Source organism: Vibrio sp. 1069 (assembly GCF_033340555.1).
Genome location: NZ_JAWOWP010000023.1, coordinates 1 through 15,962 on the forward strand (window position 1 = coordinate 1; position 15,962 = coordinate 15,962).

General features: G+C 44.3%; 17 protein-coding genes. 4 read left to right on the forward strand and 13 right to left on the reverse strand.

Features of this window, described 5'->3' with window-relative positions; genetic code table 11:
• Positions 1-590: 590 nt before the first annotated feature.
• The 7 genes from R7040_RS21960 to dusA form a co-directional block, all read right to left on the reverse strand.
• The gene (locus tag R7040_RS21960; protein ID WP_213896547.1) at positions 591-1,370 is read right to left on the reverse strand and encodes a phosphoadenylyl-sulfate reductase; all 780 of its coding nucleotides are present in this window, start codon (positions 1,368-1,370) and stop codon (positions 591-593) included.
• Positions 1,363-3,099 (reverse strand): assimilatory sulfite reductase (NADPH) hemoprotein subunit, encoded by a 1,737-nt coding sequence (gene cysI, locus R7040_RS21965; RefSeq protein ID WP_182039485.1) that lies wholly within the window; start codon positions 3,097-3,099, stop codon positions 1,363-1,365. Before cysI ends, R7040_RS21960 begins: the two co-directional genes overlap by 8 nt.
• Positions 3,099-4,970: an assimilatory sulfite reductase (NADPH) flavoprotein subunit gene (locus tag R7040_RS21970; protein ID WP_005381262.1), complete on the reverse strand. Its 1,872-nt coding sequence runs from the start codon at positions 4,968-4,970 to the stop codon at positions 3,099-3,101. Before R7040_RS21970 ends, cysI begins: the two co-directional genes overlap by 1 nt.
• A gap of 117 nt (positions 4,971-5,087) precedes the next feature.
• Entirely contained in the window at positions 5,088-5,318 is a 231-nt protein-coding gene (locus R7040_RS21975) for a hypothetical protein (protein WP_005381264.1), read from the reverse strand.
• A gap of 157 nt (positions 5,319-5,475) precedes the next feature.
• On the reverse strand, positions 5,476-6,135 hold the full coding sequence (locus R7040_RS21980) for a TIGR04219 family outer membrane beta-barrel protein (protein WP_005381265.1): 660 nt from the start codon (positions 6,133-6,135) through the stop codon (positions 5,476-5,478).
• Positions 6,136-6,233: 98 nt separating this feature from the next.
• Positions 6,234-6,449: an envelope stress response protein PspG gene (gene pspG / locus R7040_RS21985; protein ID WP_005381266.1), complete on the reverse strand. Its 216-nt coding sequence runs from the start codon at positions 6,447-6,449 to the stop codon at positions 6,234-6,236.
• 164 nt (positions 6,450-6,613) lie between these two features.
• Complete coding sequence (dusA, locus tag R7040_RS21990; protein ID WP_017821727.1) at positions 6,614-7,594, reverse strand: tRNA dihydrouridine(20/20a) synthase DusA; 981 nt, start codon at positions 7,592-7,594, stop codon at positions 6,614-6,616.
• 321 nt (positions 7,595-7,915) lie between these two features.
• Here dusA and zur point away from each other — a divergent pair, with 321 nt between their 5' ends.
• The gene (gene zur / locus R7040_RS21995) at positions 7,916-8,380 is read left to right on the forward strand and encodes a zinc uptake transcriptional repressor Zur (RefSeq protein ID WP_005381268.1); all 465 of its coding nucleotides are present in this window, start codon (positions 7,916-7,918) and stop codon (positions 8,378-8,380) included.
• Between the two features lie 9 nt (positions 8,381-8,389).
• On the forward strand, positions 8,390-8,851 hold the full coding sequence (locus R7040_RS22000) for a chemotaxis protein CheX (RefSeq protein ID WP_005381269.1): 462 nt from the start codon (positions 8,390-8,392) through the stop codon (positions 8,849-8,851).
• A 99-nt stretch (positions 8,852-8,950) separates the two neighbouring features.
• Here R7040_RS22000 and pgi read toward each other — a convergent pair whose 3' ends face one another.
• Positions 8,951-10,603 (reverse strand): glucose-6-phosphate isomerase, encoded by a 1,653-nt coding sequence (gene pgi / locus R7040_RS22005; RefSeq protein WP_005381270.1) that lies wholly within the window; start codon positions 10,601-10,603, stop codon positions 8,951-8,953.
• A 306-nt stretch (positions 10,604-10,909) separates the two neighbouring features.
• On the opposite strand from pgi, the gene R7040_RS22010 reads away from it, so the two are divergent.
• Positions 10,910-11,329 (forward strand): secondary thiamine-phosphate synthase enzyme YjbQ, encoded by a 420-nt coding sequence (locus R7040_RS22010; RefSeq protein WP_005381271.1) that lies wholly within the window; start codon positions 10,910-10,912, stop codon positions 11,327-11,329.
• Positions 11,330-11,367: 38 nt separating this feature from the next.
• On the opposite strand, the gene alr is transcribed toward R7040_RS22010, so the two are convergent.
• Positions 11,368-12,444: an alanine racemase gene (alr, locus tag R7040_RS22015; RefSeq protein WP_031777284.1), complete on the reverse strand. Its 1,077-nt coding sequence runs from the start codon at positions 12,442-12,444 to the stop codon at positions 11,368-11,370.
• A 13-nt stretch (positions 12,445-12,457) separates the two neighbouring features.
• Positions 12,458-13,858, reverse strand: a complete 1,401-nt coding sequence (locus R7040_RS22020; RefSeq protein ID WP_005382759.1) for a replicative DNA helicase — start codon at positions 13,856-13,858, stop codon at positions 12,458-12,460.
• A gap of 221 nt (positions 13,859-14,079) precedes the next feature.
• Here R7040_RS22020 and R7040_RS22025 point away from each other — a divergent pair, with 221 nt between their 5' ends.
• Entirely contained in the window at positions 14,080-14,844 is a 765-nt protein-coding gene (locus tag R7040_RS22025) for a DUF481 domain-containing protein (RefSeq protein WP_005381276.1), read from the forward strand.
• A gap of 77 nt (positions 14,845-14,921) precedes the next feature.
• On the opposite strand, the gene rplI is transcribed toward R7040_RS22025, so the two are convergent.
• The 3 genes from rplI to priB are packed head-to-tail and all read right to left on the reverse strand — an operon-like array spanning position 14,922 to position 15,954.
• Positions 14,922-15,374: a 50S ribosomal protein L9 gene (rplI, locus tag R7040_RS22030; protein WP_005381278.1), complete on the reverse strand. Its 453-nt coding sequence runs from the start codon at positions 15,372-15,374 to the stop codon at positions 14,922-14,924.
• 33 nt (positions 15,375-15,407) lie between these two features.
• Positions 15,408-15,635 (reverse strand): 30S ribosomal protein S18, encoded by a 228-nt coding sequence (gene rpsR / locus R7040_RS22035; RefSeq protein ID WP_000090472.1) that lies wholly within the window; start codon positions 15,633-15,635, stop codon positions 15,408-15,410.
• A 16-nt stretch (positions 15,636-15,651) separates the two neighbouring features.
• On the reverse strand, positions 15,652-15,954 hold the full coding sequence (gene priB, locus R7040_RS22040; protein WP_005381298.1) for a primosomal replication protein N: 303 nt from the start codon (positions 15,952-15,954) through the stop codon (positions 15,652-15,654).
• Positions 15,955-15,962 lie beyond the last annotated feature (8 nt).

Consider the following 15,962-nt stretch of genomic DNA (forward strand, 5'->3'; position numbering starts at 1 on the left):
TTCAATTTAAGATTTTGTTCGGCTCAATGAATACTGAACATTACATAAAGTAATGTTTGAATTGACTGTGCTGAATCCGAAGATTCAATGGTCACTTCGTTTCATTGAAACCTAATTTGATACCGAAGTATCGAATTGGATTATCATCAACGAGTGCCCACACAGATTGATAGGTCTATATTGTTAAAGAGCAACTCTTCTTTGTGATTGACATCACTTCGGAAGAGGCGGCCATTCTAGCGATATAATTTATTGTGTCAAACACTTTCTTCAAATTATTTCGTTTTTCTTTTCAGCCTTATCAACTTCGCTTAAACCCTTGTGAGGCCTTGCCCTGTCGACGAGGAGGCATTATAGAGATCGCGCTCACATTGGCAAGTGTTATTTTTCAAAAATTGCAAAAATAATGGTTAAACGATGAGTTTTCGATCAAACCTTTATTTATTCAACTTTACCCCAAACTCTCACACAACTTATCCACAGAGTTGTTCTTTGAGGCGTGTTTTTCAAGTACCATAAATAAAGAAAGCTGCTTTATTGCAGCTATCTTTATTAAACTTAACCTAAACTCTATTTAAAGAGCATTATGGCTATATGCCAGACCCATCTTGTTCAGAGCCATCATCTTCGTGTAGGCCACATTCTCGCTTTAAGCCAAAGAATCGAGTTTCTTCCTCTGACATTCCCGGCTCCCATTTACGAGTGGTATGTGTATCACCAACTGAAAGGTAACCTTCATCCCACAATGGATGGTATTTAAGGCCGTGTTGTTCTAAGTAGTAATGAACATCTTTATTAGTCCAATCAATTACTGGTAGAAATTTAAACACACCGTTCTGAATTGATAGAATCGGTAAACCTGCACGAGATTTACTTTGCTCTCGACGCAGTCCAGAGAACCACGTTCCAACACTAAGCTCTTTTAACGCTCGACGCATCGGCTCAACTTTATTGAGCTTGTTGTATTTTTCAATTCCCTCTACGCCCTGCTCCCATAATTTTCCATATTGAGCTTCTTGCCAATTCGCACTTTCTTTGGCTCGATAAACTTTTAAATTTAGGTTGAGAGCATCTGTCAGCTCATCGATAAATCGGTACGTCTCAGCAAACAGGTAACCAGTATCGGTTAGAATGACGGGGATGTCCGCTTTGGCGCGAGTAACTAAATGAAGCATAACCGCGGCTTGAATACCAAAACTAGAAGAAACCGCGAACTCGCCTTCTAGATTATCTAAAGCCCACGCTACTCTCTCTTGTGCTGAAAGCTTTTCGAGCTCGACATTAATTTGAGCAAGACGGAGGATTTGCTCCGTCTTTGTTAATGTCAGTAACTCTGTGAGCTCCAGCTTGGATGCTACAGAATCAAGCATGAAAGTCCCTCTTTGATACGAGCACTTCTTGGATAATGCCAGCACGAATAGTGAAATCGCCAAAGGCTTCGCCTTCTTCACGCTCTTTCGACCATCGAGCCACCAGCAGATCAATCTCTTCTAAGATTTGCTTATCCGTGATGTTCTCTTTATACATTTTTGGTACTCGAGTACCGGCACGGTTACCACCTAGGTGCAAGTTGTAACGACCCGGCGCTTTGCCAACTAGACCAATTTCAGCCAACATTGCGCGACCACAACCATTTGGACACCCAGTTACACGCAAAATGATGTTGTCATTTTCTGGTAGGTTGTGCTTCTCCAGAATCCCCTCCACATCAGTAACAAACTGAGGAAGGAAACGCTCAGCTTCTGCCATCGCTAGCGGACAAGTTGGAAAAGCAACACAAGCCATTGAGTTCTTACGCTGTTCACTTACGCCGTCGTCCATTAAGCCATGTTCACGAGCGATCTTTTCAATCTTCGCTTTTTCGTTTTTAGGTACACCCGCAACAATTAGGTTTTGGTTTGCTGTCATGCGGAAATCGCCTTTGTGGATTTTGGCAATTTCAGCAACACCCGTCTTAAGTGGTTTACCTGGAAAGTCTAATAAGCGACCGTTTTCGATGAAAAGCGCTAAATGATATTTACCATCAATTCCTTCTACCCAGCCAATACGGTCACCACGTTCTGTGAATTCATATGGACGGCTTTGCTCAAACTTAACACCAGCACGTTTCTCGACTTCCGCTTTAAAGACATCGCTACCGACACGATCCAATGTGTATTTGGTTTTTGCGTTCTTACGGTTTGAACGGTTACCCCAGTCGCGCTGAGTTGTTACTACAGCTGCGGCAACATCAAGTGTCTTGTCCAGCGGAATAAAGCCAAAGTCGTCAGCGCGGCGCGGATAAGTTGATATATCGCCATGCGTCATCGCTAAGCCGCCGCCGACCAGGACGTTAAAGCCTACCAGCTTACCGTTATCTGCAATCGCTACGAAGTTGAGATCGTTAGCGTGTACATCTACGTCATTTTGCGGTGGGATAACCACTGTAGTTTTAAACTTACGTGGTAAGTAGTTCTTGCCTAGAATCGGTTCGTCTTCTTCCGTGCTTTCTACTTTTTCACCGTCTAGCCAAATCTCTGCATAAGCGCGCGTCTTTGGTAATAGATGCTCACTGATCTTCTTCGCCCATTCGTAAGCTTCTTGGTGTAACTCTGACTCCACTGGGTTAGTGGTACACAACACGTTACGGTTTACATCACCCGCGGTTGCAATCGAATCAATGCCAATACTGTTGAGCGTTTGATGCATCAACTTAATATTCGGTTTTAATACCCCATGAAACTGGAACGTTTGGCGAGTCGTCAGACGAATACTTCCATATAAAGAGTGCTCCGTTGCGAACTTGTCGATCGCTAACCATTGCGTTGGCGTGATGATGCCTCCAGGCATACGAGCACGAAGCATCACATTATGTAATGGTTCCAGTTTTTGCTTTGTGCGTTCATTACGGATATCACGATCGTCTTGTTGATACATACCGTGGAAACGAATTAACTGGAAGTTGTCGGCAGTAAAGCCACCAGTAATACGGTCCTGTAAATCTTGCTCAATAGTGCCACGTAATAAGTTGCTTTCTCGCTTCAGGCGCTCGTTATCAGATAGCGGCCCTAACTCTTCACCTAATACAACCTGCTTATTATTGTCCGTAGAAAAAGTCATTAGTACACATCCCTCTGATAACGTTTCGCTTTACGTAGGTCATTAATAAATTGTTCTGCATCGTCACGCGGCATCTTGCCTTCTTGTTCAGCAACGATAACCAATGCGTCGTGCACATCTTTTGCCATACGCGTTGCATCACCGCAGACATAGATATAAGCGCCTTCTTGGATCCACTGCCACACTTGAGCTGCGTTTTCTAAGATGCGATGTTGTACGTAAACCTTTTCTACTTGGTCACGACTAAAGGCAACATCCAATCGGCTTAGTACTCCTGACTTGAGATACTTTTGCCATTCCACTTGGTACAAGAAGTCTTGAGTGAACGTGCGATCACCAAAGAACAACCAGTTTTTGCCTTCAGCATCGCGGTTTTCACGTTCCTGAATAAAGCTACGGAATGGTGCGATCCCTGTGCCAGGACCAACCATGATAATTGGAGTACTATCATCTTCCGGCAGTTTAAAGTTGTTGTTATGCTCAACAAATACTTTAACTTCATCTCCCTCTTCGAGACGCTGTGCTAAGAAACTAGACGCACCACCATATCGTTTTTCGTCGTTTTGTTCGTACTCAACCAAAGCAACCGTTAGGTGTACTTCTTCATCGACCTCTTCTTGGCTTGATGCAATAGAGTAAAGGCGTGGAGTAAGACGACGAAGCAAACCAATCAATTCATCTGCGGTTAACTTGGTTTTCTTTTCTGCCAGTACATCAACGATTTGAGTATTTGCAGAGTACTCGCGAAGCTTATCTTTATCTTCAACTAACTTTTGTAGCTTCTTGCTACCGGATAACTCGGCAAACTTTGTGATGAGCTGTGGGTTAGATGTTGTGATTTCATATTTACTCACAAGAGCACTGTGGATTGACAAGCTTTCACCATCAACGTCAACAGTCTCAACCCCAGACAAACCGACCTTACCAAGAATGGCGTTTGCAAGTTCCGAGCTATTTTCAAACCACACACCTAGTGCATCACCTGGCTGATACGTTAAACCCGAGCCTTCTAAGTCGATTTCTATATGACGGACGTCTTTTCCAGAGTCACGGCCCGTGATTTTTTGACTGGTCAGTAACGTCGCAGTGTACGGATTCTGTTTATTGTAAGGAGAGTGCGCAGTCGCAGCTTGACCCACAGGAAGTTGAACCACATCCGCTTCAGAGCCAGAAGACAGTGTATCTTTTACCTTGTCTAACGCATTCTTACGCCATTCAGTTGCAGGAGCCTCATAATCCACATCACAATCAAGACGCTCGATAAATGGAGTCGCGCCTAGCTTTGATAGGTAAGTGTCGAAGTCTTTACCGGTCTGACAGAAGAATTCGTAGCTAGAATCTCCCAATGCAATAACACCATATTGCAGGTTTGGCAGCTTAGGGGCCTTCTTCGATTGCAAAAACTCATGTAGCTCAATGGCATTGTCTGGCGCTTCGCCTTCGCCGTTAGTCGATGCCACAATAATGACATGCGTTTCTTTGGCTAAGTTTTTACCTTTGTAATCGCTTGCATCAAAAAGTTCGACTGCAATTCCTTCTGCTTTTGCTTCCTGCTCCAGAGCTTCAGCAACACCTTTAGCATTGCCCGTTTGGGAAGCAAAAATAATACTCAACTTACCTGCTGGCTTCGCTGATACGGCTGCCGTTGCTTGTGCAATTGGCGTTACCGCTGTGTTTGGTTGATTTTGAGCTAATCCCCAAAAATACCCACTGACCCAAGCAAGTTGCTGTGAAGACAACTCAGAGACAGTTTGTTGGAGTGAGCTAATTTGTTGGTCATTCAGAGGGCTTGCGATTGGAGGATTTCCTCCTTGCCCATTATTATCTTCAGACACATTCTTGTGAGAATACTCATTCTTTTGAAAAGACATTATCACGACATCCCTATTCATTGCGTGACGATAGAGTACCCACTCTCCTTAATAACAAGAAAGAATAGAAGTGAATGTTTTATAACTTTTTGGAAGTAAGAACGGCTTACTTTTTGCTCATCGATCTTCAATGCGGACTTGTTGAAAGCCTACTGCCATTGCCGATTTTGACGCAGTATCCAAATCTTCATAAAGACATTCTTCGCCGTGACTGTCCGTTAGAAAAACAAAACCACCGCGCGCATGTCTGAACTCTACAACCCAACCACCCTCTTGGATTGCAGGCTCAATAATCGCTTCGATAAGCTGATTTTCACGGAATAGATGTCTTAGTTCATTTATTGTCATCGCTATCCCTGCTTTAACTTTCACATTGCTCCTAGGTAAGCATGGTCTAAGTCAGCCAAATAGGGAGAAATTTCGATTGGATATAATGAAGTGATATAAAAAAACGCCGCTTATAAAGCGACGTTTTAAGTAAATCGAATATCTAATATGGCTGAGTTTAGAACGCGTATTCCGCACTCACAAAGAAGCCGTTAGCAAAAATAAACTCTTTCCCTAGATCCGACATGAATTTATCGGACTCTAAATCAATCACACGGTAACCTCCACGAAAAGCCAGTCGAGCTTTTTCGAGCGGTACATTGTATTGAACACCTGCCATGAAATCGGTGCTTTTGATGCCTTTGTTGTCACCAAAGTTTATCTCACCAATCACATCAAAGTTTGTATCCGGAACTTGAATTTCTGCGTAACCATACCAAGCCCAAATCAGCTCATCAAATTCTTCTACACGCCTGCTTGAGCCAGCATCAATGTATTTAGTGTCACTTAAATTACTGAACGTGAGACCCGCATCAAAGTGCAATAAATCATGCTCTAGAACGTGGTAATACAAGGTTAAATCGAGCTTATCGAACCCCATGTAATCCGCATCAACACTTGAGTAACGAAGGCGCGCATTAGGGACGTATTTAACATCATGTTCAATCGCCGCGTAAAAAGTGCCTGCGGTACTGCTATCTCGTCTCACTTCATTAACTTTAGTGTCGGCAGCCCATACCTCTGCGCCGACTTTTGTCGATACAGAGTACTCTGCAAAAACAGGAAAAGATACTGCCAACGATAATGCCGTTAAAGCGATGTTCGCTTTATTTGTCATGTAGTATTTACTCCGAGATAGCTGATATTCACGTAGAGGACGTGGGAGGAAATATACCATATTCTCACGCCTCTCCATCAACTAAATGATGTTACTCATTATTTATAGCGGGGCTGAGCGACGTAATTCTTGAAGAACCAAATACCCAATGCAATCACGATTAACCATGGTAATAGTTTGAGTACCGCTCCAACCATTCCCAGTAAAAACATCACAACTAACGCAATACCAGTTGCTGCGAATACGGTCATCATTGTGATACCCGTAACCAACAAGGTCGCCGCAAAGACTAAAATAAAGATTAGCTCCAACATAATCACTTCTCCATTTGTTTTCAATAAACAGAGCAGTTTCCATACCAACTTATAGAGAAGAATTTAAGATTATGATTTTTAATAAAAAAACAAAACCAGAGGCATTTCTGCACTCTGGCTTTATCATTCTTTAGTTGGTAATTTTAGCCATTCACTGGCGAATTTTACACATTCAATTCTTTTGGAATCTTAGCTAGCGCGTCTTGCAATACTTCTAGACCAGAACCTGGTTTGTGCGCATTTTCACTGATATGACGACGCCATTGACGAGCACCGGGCATGCTTTGGAACAAACCTAACATGTGACGGGTAATGTGACCAAGGTACGCACCTTTCGCTAATTGCGCTTCAATGTATGGGTACATCTCTTCAACAATTTCGCTGCGTTTCTTCACTGGAGCGTTAGAGCCAAACAACTCTTGGTCTACCGATGCCAGTAGATATGGGCTTTGGTATGCTTCACGACCAATCATCACACCGTCAAGATGCTGAAGATGTGCTTTTGCTTCTTCTAATGACTTCACGCCACCGTTAATCGCAATCGTTAGGTGTGAGAAGTCTTGCTTCAATTGGTAAGCGCGTGGGTAATCCAATGGTGGGATCTCACGGTTTTCTTTTGGGCTTAAACCACTTAACCAAGCTTTACGAGCATGGATAGTGAACTGCTCACAGCCACCCTTTTCTGAAACAATAGAAACGAAATCCGTTAAGAACTCGTAAGAATCTTGATCATCAATACCAATGCGAGTCTTGACTGTTACAGGGATATCGACCACGTCTTTCATTGCTGCGACACAATCCGCAACTAACTGCGGTTCAGCCATTAGGCAAGCACCAAATCGACCGTTTTGTACGCGGTCAGATGGACACCCCACATTTAGGTTAATCTCATCGTAGCCACGCTCTTGCGCTAGCTTGGCACACGTAGCCAAATCTGCTGGGTTTGAACCACCAAGTTGAAGGGCTAACGGATGCTCTTCTTCGTTATAAGCCAGGAAATCTCCTTTTCCATGAATGATCGCACCTGTCGTCACCATTTCAGTGTACAGCAGGGTTTCTTTGGTCATTAAGCGATGGAAGTAGCGACAATGACGATCAGTCCAATCTAACATTGGTGCTACGGAGAGCCTGCAAGAATGAGTCATGATATAAACACCCGTTTTTATGTTGCCAAGGTCGAGCGCAGCGGTACGCTCAAAAAATAAGTCGGGTATTGTATACCCAAGCACCTCTGGGTGCTAGTTTCAGCGAGAATGATTTGGTTGGCTGACTAGCCAAGTGCTTAGGAATACGCAGAAGTAATACGAATCTGTCATTCGTTGATTCATTCTGTGATGATTATTCCGCCTTCACACCACCACCGACTTGCTTTAATTCATGATTTTCGTTCTGATAGTGGGTAAAATGAAGCATTTCTAAACGAACTTCGTATAGAAATGATTTATCATAGAGCACGTCCGATAGTTATGGTGAAAGGTTTGAACCCAACAATCATTGAACAAATTGAAAGTATCTGCGCAGAGCGTGGAGTACGACTGACTCCGCAACGCCGACGCGTATTTGAACTCATTTGTTCTAATCGCCGCGCCTCAAGTGCGTATGAGCTATTGGAGCAACTAAAAGAGAGTGAGCCTCAGGCTAAGCCGCCCACTGTTTATCGAGCATTAGATTTTCTCCTAGAGCAAGGCTTCATCCACCGAGTGGAATCGACAAATAGCTTTATTACTTGTTGTTCTTTCAATACTCAGCAGCACTTTTTCCAATTACTAATTTGCGATAAATGTGGTGATGTCGTTGAACTCGAAGATGAGACGCTGATATCCTTGTTAGCCGAAAACGCCGAGAAGCATGGATTCAAACTGACCAACCAAGTTATTGAAACTCATGGTGAATGCCAGGCCTGTTCCTCCGAGACGAAAGAAAAAGTATAGAAGAACGTTATGCGCGCTGAATTTGTAAACCCGTTTTTAGCTTCTTTAATGAACGTGCTAAAAACTATGGCTTCTCTTGAGCTGAAGCCACAAAAACCGCGAATCAAAAAAGATGAGATCGCACGAGGTGACGTTTCTGGTCTGATTGGTATGGTAGGCCCACAAACTCGTGGTTCAATGTCGATCACCTTTGATGAAGCACTCGCCCTAGAAATCATGCAGAACATGCTTGGTGAACGTCCAAATGGGCTCAATGAAGAAGTGACCGATATGGTGGGTGAGATCACCAACATGGTTACTGGTGGTGCGAAACGCATTCTGGCGGAAAGTGGTTTTGACTTTGATATGGCAACACCGGTTGTGGTTTCGGGCCGAGGTCATACGATTCGCCACAAGTGTGAAGGCTCAATTATTATCATGCCTTTCTCTTCCCAATGGGGAAATGCCTTTATCGAAATTTGCTTCGAATAAAAGAGAAAAAATAGGTTGGCACTGGCCAACCTATTTTGTTTTTGCCTCAGGCAATAAAAAGGTCAGCATTTGCTGACCTTTTCTTTATCTATTCAAACATTAAGCTTTGAACGCTTTAAATGCGTTGATTAGACCGTTTGTTGAGCTGTCATGCGAGCTGATTTGAGACTCGTCTGCAAGCTCAGGTAGGATTTGGTTAGCCAGTTGTTTACCTAGCTCCACGCCCCACTGGTCAAAGCTGAAGATATTCCAGATAACACCTTGTACGAAAATTTTGTGTTCGTACATTGCGATCAAGTTACCTAGCGTACGAGGCGTGATTTGCTTCACTAGAATAGAGTTTGTTGGACGGTTACCTTCAAACACTTTGAATGGCGCAATCGCTGCCACTTCTTCAGCATTCTTACCTACTTTCACCAACTCTTCTTTCACGGTTTCTTCATTTTTACCAAACGCAAGAGCTTCAGTTTGCGCGAAGAAGTTAGACATCAGTTTTTGGTGATGATCGCTAGCTGGGTTGTGGCTAATTGCAGGTGCAATGAAGTCACATGGGATAAGCTTAGTACCTTGGTGAATTAGCTGGTAGAACGCGTGCTGACCGTTGGTACCTGGTTCACCCCAAATGATTGGGCCAGTTTGGTAAGTTACAGCATTGCCGTCACGGTCAACGTATTTACCGTTTGATTCCATGTTGCCTTGCTGGAAATATGCTGCAAAACGGTGCATGTATTGATCGTAAGGTAGGATAGCTTCTGACTCCGCACCGTGGAAGTTGTTGTACCAAATACCAATCAAAGCAAGAATCACTGGAATATTGCTTTCTAGATCTGTTGATACGAAGTGCTTGTCCATCTCGTGAGCACCATCAAGCAACTCAACAAAGTTGTCGAAACCTACTGCTAGTGCAATTGATAGACCGATCGCAGACCATAGTGAGTAACGGCCACCAACCCAGTCCCAGAATTCAAACATGTTCGCTGTATCGATACCAAATTCAGACACGGCTGTCGCGTTTGTTGAAAGCGCAGCAAAGTGCTTAGCCACATGAGCCTGATCACCCGCCGATTCTAGGAACCAATCACGAGCAGTGTGCGCGTTAGTCATGGTTTCTTGTGTTGTAAACGTCTTAGACGCGATCAAGAATAACGTCGTTTCTGGGTTAACTTTCTTCAACGTTTCAACGATGTGTGTACCATCAACGTTAGATACGAAGTGAAGGTTTAGATGATTTTTGTATGGCGCTAGAGCTTCCGTCACCATGTAAGGGCCAAGGTCAGAACCGCCGATACCGATGTTCACAATATCGGTAATTGCTTTGCCTGTGTAACCTTTCCATTCACCGCCGATAACGCGCTCAGTGAATGATTTCATTTTTTCTAGAACCGCGTTCACTGCTGGCATTACGTCTTCGCCATCTACCATAACTGGAGTATTAGCGCGGTTACGTAGTGCAGTGTGAAGAACAGCGCGACCTTCTGTTTGGTTGATCGCTTCACCACTGAACATCGCTTCAATTGCAGATTTCAGCTCGGTCTCTTTCGCAAGAGCAAACAGGTGCTTCAGAGTTTCCTCATTGATGAGGTTCTTTGAGTAATCGACTAGGATGTCTGAGCCGAAACGTGCAGAGTATTTGTCGAAACGCGCTGCGTCTTGAGCAAACAGCTCTTTAAGATCCATATCTTGTGCAGATTCGAAATGCGCCGTTAGCGCTTTCCAAGCTTGTGTTTGCGTTGGATTGATATTTTTCAACATGGTCTTTATCCCGATGTTACAGTAGGTTCCATTCCTTACAGTCTAGCGAAAACTGTGGAATCCCCGATTTAGCAAATAGAATATAAATTAGATGTTTGGGCAAATTGCCACAAAACAAGTCTTTGTAATTTTTTTTCAGGCGCCAATTATGACCGAGAGCTTTTACACTCACATTGAGTTAGGTCACGTTCCCTGCCCTGAAATTGAACAATTCATTTACGATGACAAGAATCATATCATTTACTAATGACAGGCTCTAATTGGAATAGGATAGACGCCAATTTATAAATTTCCAAAGGAACACATATGTGGGCACAAAAAACACTGCAATTAAAAGCGAGAAGCCGCGGTTTTCACCTGATAACTGATGAAATTGAACAACAATTACCACAAATAAACGAACTTTCAGTAGGTTTATTACACTTATTTATTCAGCACACCTCCGCCAGTTTGACCTTAAATGAGAATGCTGATCCAACCGTGCGTATGGACATGGAAGCGCACTTCAATAAGTTTGTGCCAGAGCGTGCTCCTTATTATCAGCACACCTATGAAGGTGACGACGACATGCCGGCACATATTAAAGCATCACTGCTTGGCAGTAGTGTGACGGTACCAATCCAAAATGGTCGATTAGCTTTAGGAACATGGCAAGGTATTTACTTGGGTGAGCATCGAGACTTTGGTGGCGGCCGCCGCGTTATTGCTACGATTAACGGTGAGTAGATAAAACAAAGGCTAACCTTGGGTTAGCCTTTCGTTGTTTATTTGGAGTATTCCATCTCGACGCGAGGCGTTAGCTTAGTCACGAGTTCATACGCAATCGTACCAATGTGACCCGCTACTTCTTCTACTGGGAGCTCTTTCCCCCAAAGAATCGCTTCGTCGCTGACTTTATCCGTTGCGTCTGGTCCCAAATCGACCGTCAGCATATCCATGGAAACTCGACCTGCAATAGGTACTTTACGGCCATTAACCCACACCGGCGTACCGTTTGGAGCACTTCTTGGGTAACCGTCGCCATACCCTACAGCAATGACACCAACTTTTGTATCTCGCTCACTGGTCCAAATACCACCGTAGCCAACACTTTCACCCTTCTTCACTTCACGTACTGCAATAAGGTGGGATTTAAGTGTCATGACAGGCTGATACCCAAGATCTTGCGCCGTTTTGTCATCGAATGGCGACACACCATACATGATAATACCCGGACGAACCCAATCTAAATGGCTTTGAGGCCATGCCAATAACCCCGCAGATGCCGCCAGTGAACGTTCCCCTTGGCAACCAGAAGTCAATGATTTAAACAGCTCAATCTGTTGTGGGGTAATATCGCTATCCAACTCATCTGCACAGCCAAAGTGGCTCATGTAACGCAACGGTTTCGCTACATTTGGACACTCCTTCAGCCGCGTTACAAACTCGTCATATTGTTCAGGACGAACCCCAAGGCGGTGCATGCCACTGTCAATCTTCAGCCACACGACAACCGGAGTTTCAAGGTCTGCTTGCTCCAAGGCGATAAGCTGCTCTTCACAGTGCACCACAGTTTGGATGTTGTTCGTCACAAGAACAGGTAAGTCACCAGGAGAGTAAAAACCTTCTAGCAATAGAATCGGCTTTACTACTCCACAAGCGCGCAGTTGCAATGCTTCTTCAATACGAGCCACACCAAACGCATCCGCATGGTTAGCATGTTTTGCGACATGACGTAATCCGTGACCATAACCATTGGCCTTGACGACAGCCATCACTTTACTTTGTGGCGCTTGAGCTTTTACGCGCTGTAAGTTGTGCTGCAACGCAGACAAATCAATGCACGCCTTGGCCGCTTTCATATAGCTCATGGGATTACTCATCATCAATATCGAATGCAGGACCCGCGTAGTTGTCGAAACGCGAATGTTGACCTTGGAAAGTGAGGCGAACAGAGCCGATAGGACCATTACGCTGTTTACCAATAATGATTTCGGCCGTACCTTTGTACGGACTATCTGGGTGATAAACCTCATCACGGTAGATGAACATGATCAAGTCGGCATCCTGCTCGATGGAACCGGATTCACGCAAGTCCGAGTTTACTGGTCGTTTATCCGCACGTTGCTCTAGGGAACGGTTTAGCTGCGACAGTGCCACAACAGGCACATTTAGCTCTTTTGCCAGCGCCTTAAGAGAGCGAGAGATCTCAGCAATCTCAAGAGTACGGTTATCGGTTAACGAAGGCACGCGCATCAACTGAAGGTAGTCGACCATGATCATCGATAGACCGCCATGTTCACGAGCGATACGGCGAGCGCGCGAACGCACTTCGGTCGGAGTTAGACCAGAGCTATCATCAATGTACATATTCTTCTTCTGCATCAGGATACCCATAGTAGAAGAAATACGCGCCCAATCTTCGTCATCTAGCTGACCCGTACGGATCTTGGTTTGGTCAACACGAGACAAAGAGGCCAACATACGCATCATCAACTGTTCAGCTGGCATCTCTAACGAGAAAATAAGTACGGGCTTTTCTTGTTGCATGGCCGCATTTTCACACAAGTTCATCGCAAAGGTCGTTTTACCCATCGATGGACGCGCTGCGACAATCACCAAATCAGAGCCTTGCAAACCTGCGGTTTTCTTATTGAGATCGGTGAAACCGGTATCGACCCCCGTAACACCATCTTGTGGCGTTTTATACAACAACTCGATACGTTCTAACGTCTTTTCGAGGATGTTGTCGACGTTTTGTGGTCCTTCGTTTTCACTAGTTCGAGACTCGGCGATAGCAAAAACTTTACTCTCCGCCATGTCTATTAAATCTTCAGAACTGCGACCTTGAGGGTCATAGCCCGCGTCCGCAATTTCATTCGCGACACCAATAAGGCCACGAACAATCGCACGCTCAGCGACAATATCAGCATACGCATTGATGTTAGCTGCACTTGGCGTATTCTTCGCCAAGTCAGCGAGGTAAGCAAAACCGCCTACATCTTCTAACAACTCGTGACGCTCTAGATATTCCGATAAAGTAATAAGATCGAGAGGTTTACCCGCTTCAAGAATGGTTTTTACACCTTCAAAAATCAGGCGGTGTGGACGACTATAGAAATCACTGCTCACAACACGTTCGGCAACGGTGTCCCAACGTTCATTATCCAGTAAAAGACCACCAATTACTGATTGCTCGGCTTCTAGTGAGTGAGGTGGCACTTTGATTGCGTCGACCTGACTGTCTGAAGGTTTGCGATTTCTGTTTTCCGCCATGACTTTGCTCGATAACTACTATTGACCCACGATTATAACCTTAACCTAACTGAGATGCTTCCCCGAAGCGACAATTACTTGTTAAGAAATCATCATGTGAACCACCCAGGTAATAGCCTGGTTCTTCCGCCTAGCTCTAATAAAAATTAACCTACCATTGACCCAACCAAATATCTGTATCAGTATCATGCCCCTCCTTTTTGATTACGTTCGAGGTTGATGTGTCCCGATACTGGTTACTTAGCTTTAGCCTACTGTGCGCTAGTGCATCGTATGCTGACGAATCAGTACAGCCAGAGCAAAATATTGATGTACCCGACCCACTAAAAACCGAGGTGGAGTTCGGCTATCAAGCTCACACAGGTAACACGGACTCTCGTTCCCTGAATGCTCGTTTGAGTGCTGAATATACGTCAGGTCGACACCGTTCTAATGGTGAATGGAAGTACTACAACTTGTACAAAGACGGTGAAGAAGACAAACGCTCATCCACCTACTCCCTACAGAGTGACTACAAGTTAGGCCCTAAGACATATTTGTATGGCAGCTTTAAAGGGGTGGATTCTCGCTACAGTGCTTATTTTAAAGACTATACGTTGTCAGGTGGTTTGGGTTACCAGTTCTCCTACACTGAGAACTTCATTTTAGAGGTAGAGGTAGGCCCTGGTTTTCGCTATCAAGAGCCAAACTTAGACGAAATAGATGATGACGATATTGTCTTTCCCGATATCGTTAGAGAAGGCATTTTTCGAGGAAATATCAACACAACTTGGCATGCGTTGGATAATTTAAGTTTCGCAGCTGATATTACGTTGGTAACAGGTAGAAGTAACACACGTACTGATAGTGAACTCAGTGTAACCAATGATATTACTGAAGATATTGCACTGAAACTGGCGCACTCTCGTCAGTATCACGATAAAGTTCCTGAAGGCTTAAGCAAAGCGGACAGCGTATTTTCCGTTAATTTACTTTTCGCTTTTTAACCCTTTTTCTCTCAGTTTTAGAAATAAAAAAAGCACCTCCGAGGAGGTGCTTTTTAGTATTTCGTCTTGATACTGAATTACTCAGCAGCAACAACTTGTAGGTTCACAGTTGCGAAAACTTCAGAGTGAAGTTGAACGCTGATCTCGAACTCACCAGTTGTACGTAGAGCACCTTCAGGAAGGCGAACTTCGCTCTTAGCAACTTCAACGCCTGCAGCTGTGATAGCATCAGCGATGTCACGAGTACCGATAGAACCGAATAGTTTGCCTTCGTCACCAGCTTTAGAAGCGATAACTACAGCTTCTAGAGCGTTAACTTTCTCTGCGCGAGCTTCTGCAGCAGCTAGTTGCTCAGCAACTTTAGCTTCTAGTTCAGCACGACGAGCTTCAAACATTTCAACGTTAGCTTTAGTTGCCATAACTGCTTTACCTTGTGGGATAAGGAAGTTACGAGCGTAGCCAGATTTAACGTTTGCAGTATCGCCAAGACCACCTAGGTTACCAATTTTATCAAGTAGAATAACTTGCATTGCTTAATCCTCTTTCTTAATAAAATGAACCGATTACTGATGCTTGTCAGTGTACGGTAGTAGAGCTAGGTAGCGTGAACGCTTGATAGCACGTGCTAGTTGACGCTGGTACTTAGCGCTTGTACCAGTGATACGGCTAGGTACGATTTTACCAGCTTCAGTGATGTAGTTTTTAAGAGTTGCTACGTCTTTGTAATCAATCTCTTGTACGCCTTCTGCAGTGAAACGGCAGAATTTACGACGACGGAAGAAACGAGCCATGGGCTATCTCCTGATCTTAAATTTGAGTAATGTTGTCGGCGTGTAACACTAATTTTCCCACGCCATTTCGGCCGGTTTGATAAGTGACAAAACCACTTACCTTAATGTTACTGCCTTGAACTAAATTCTGAGTTAGTGCTTGTGACCCAAGCCCGCTGACGACTACCGGCATACGACAATAAACTTGTCGAGGTAAGTCAGCTTCGATAATAGTAGAGCGATGCTCCAGCCAAAACCGACAGTGTTCAATACCACCAGGGCTTTTACTACGAATGGGCGGTTTGGCAATGGTGCCGCTCAGCTCCATTCGATTGGCCATAAGAAAAC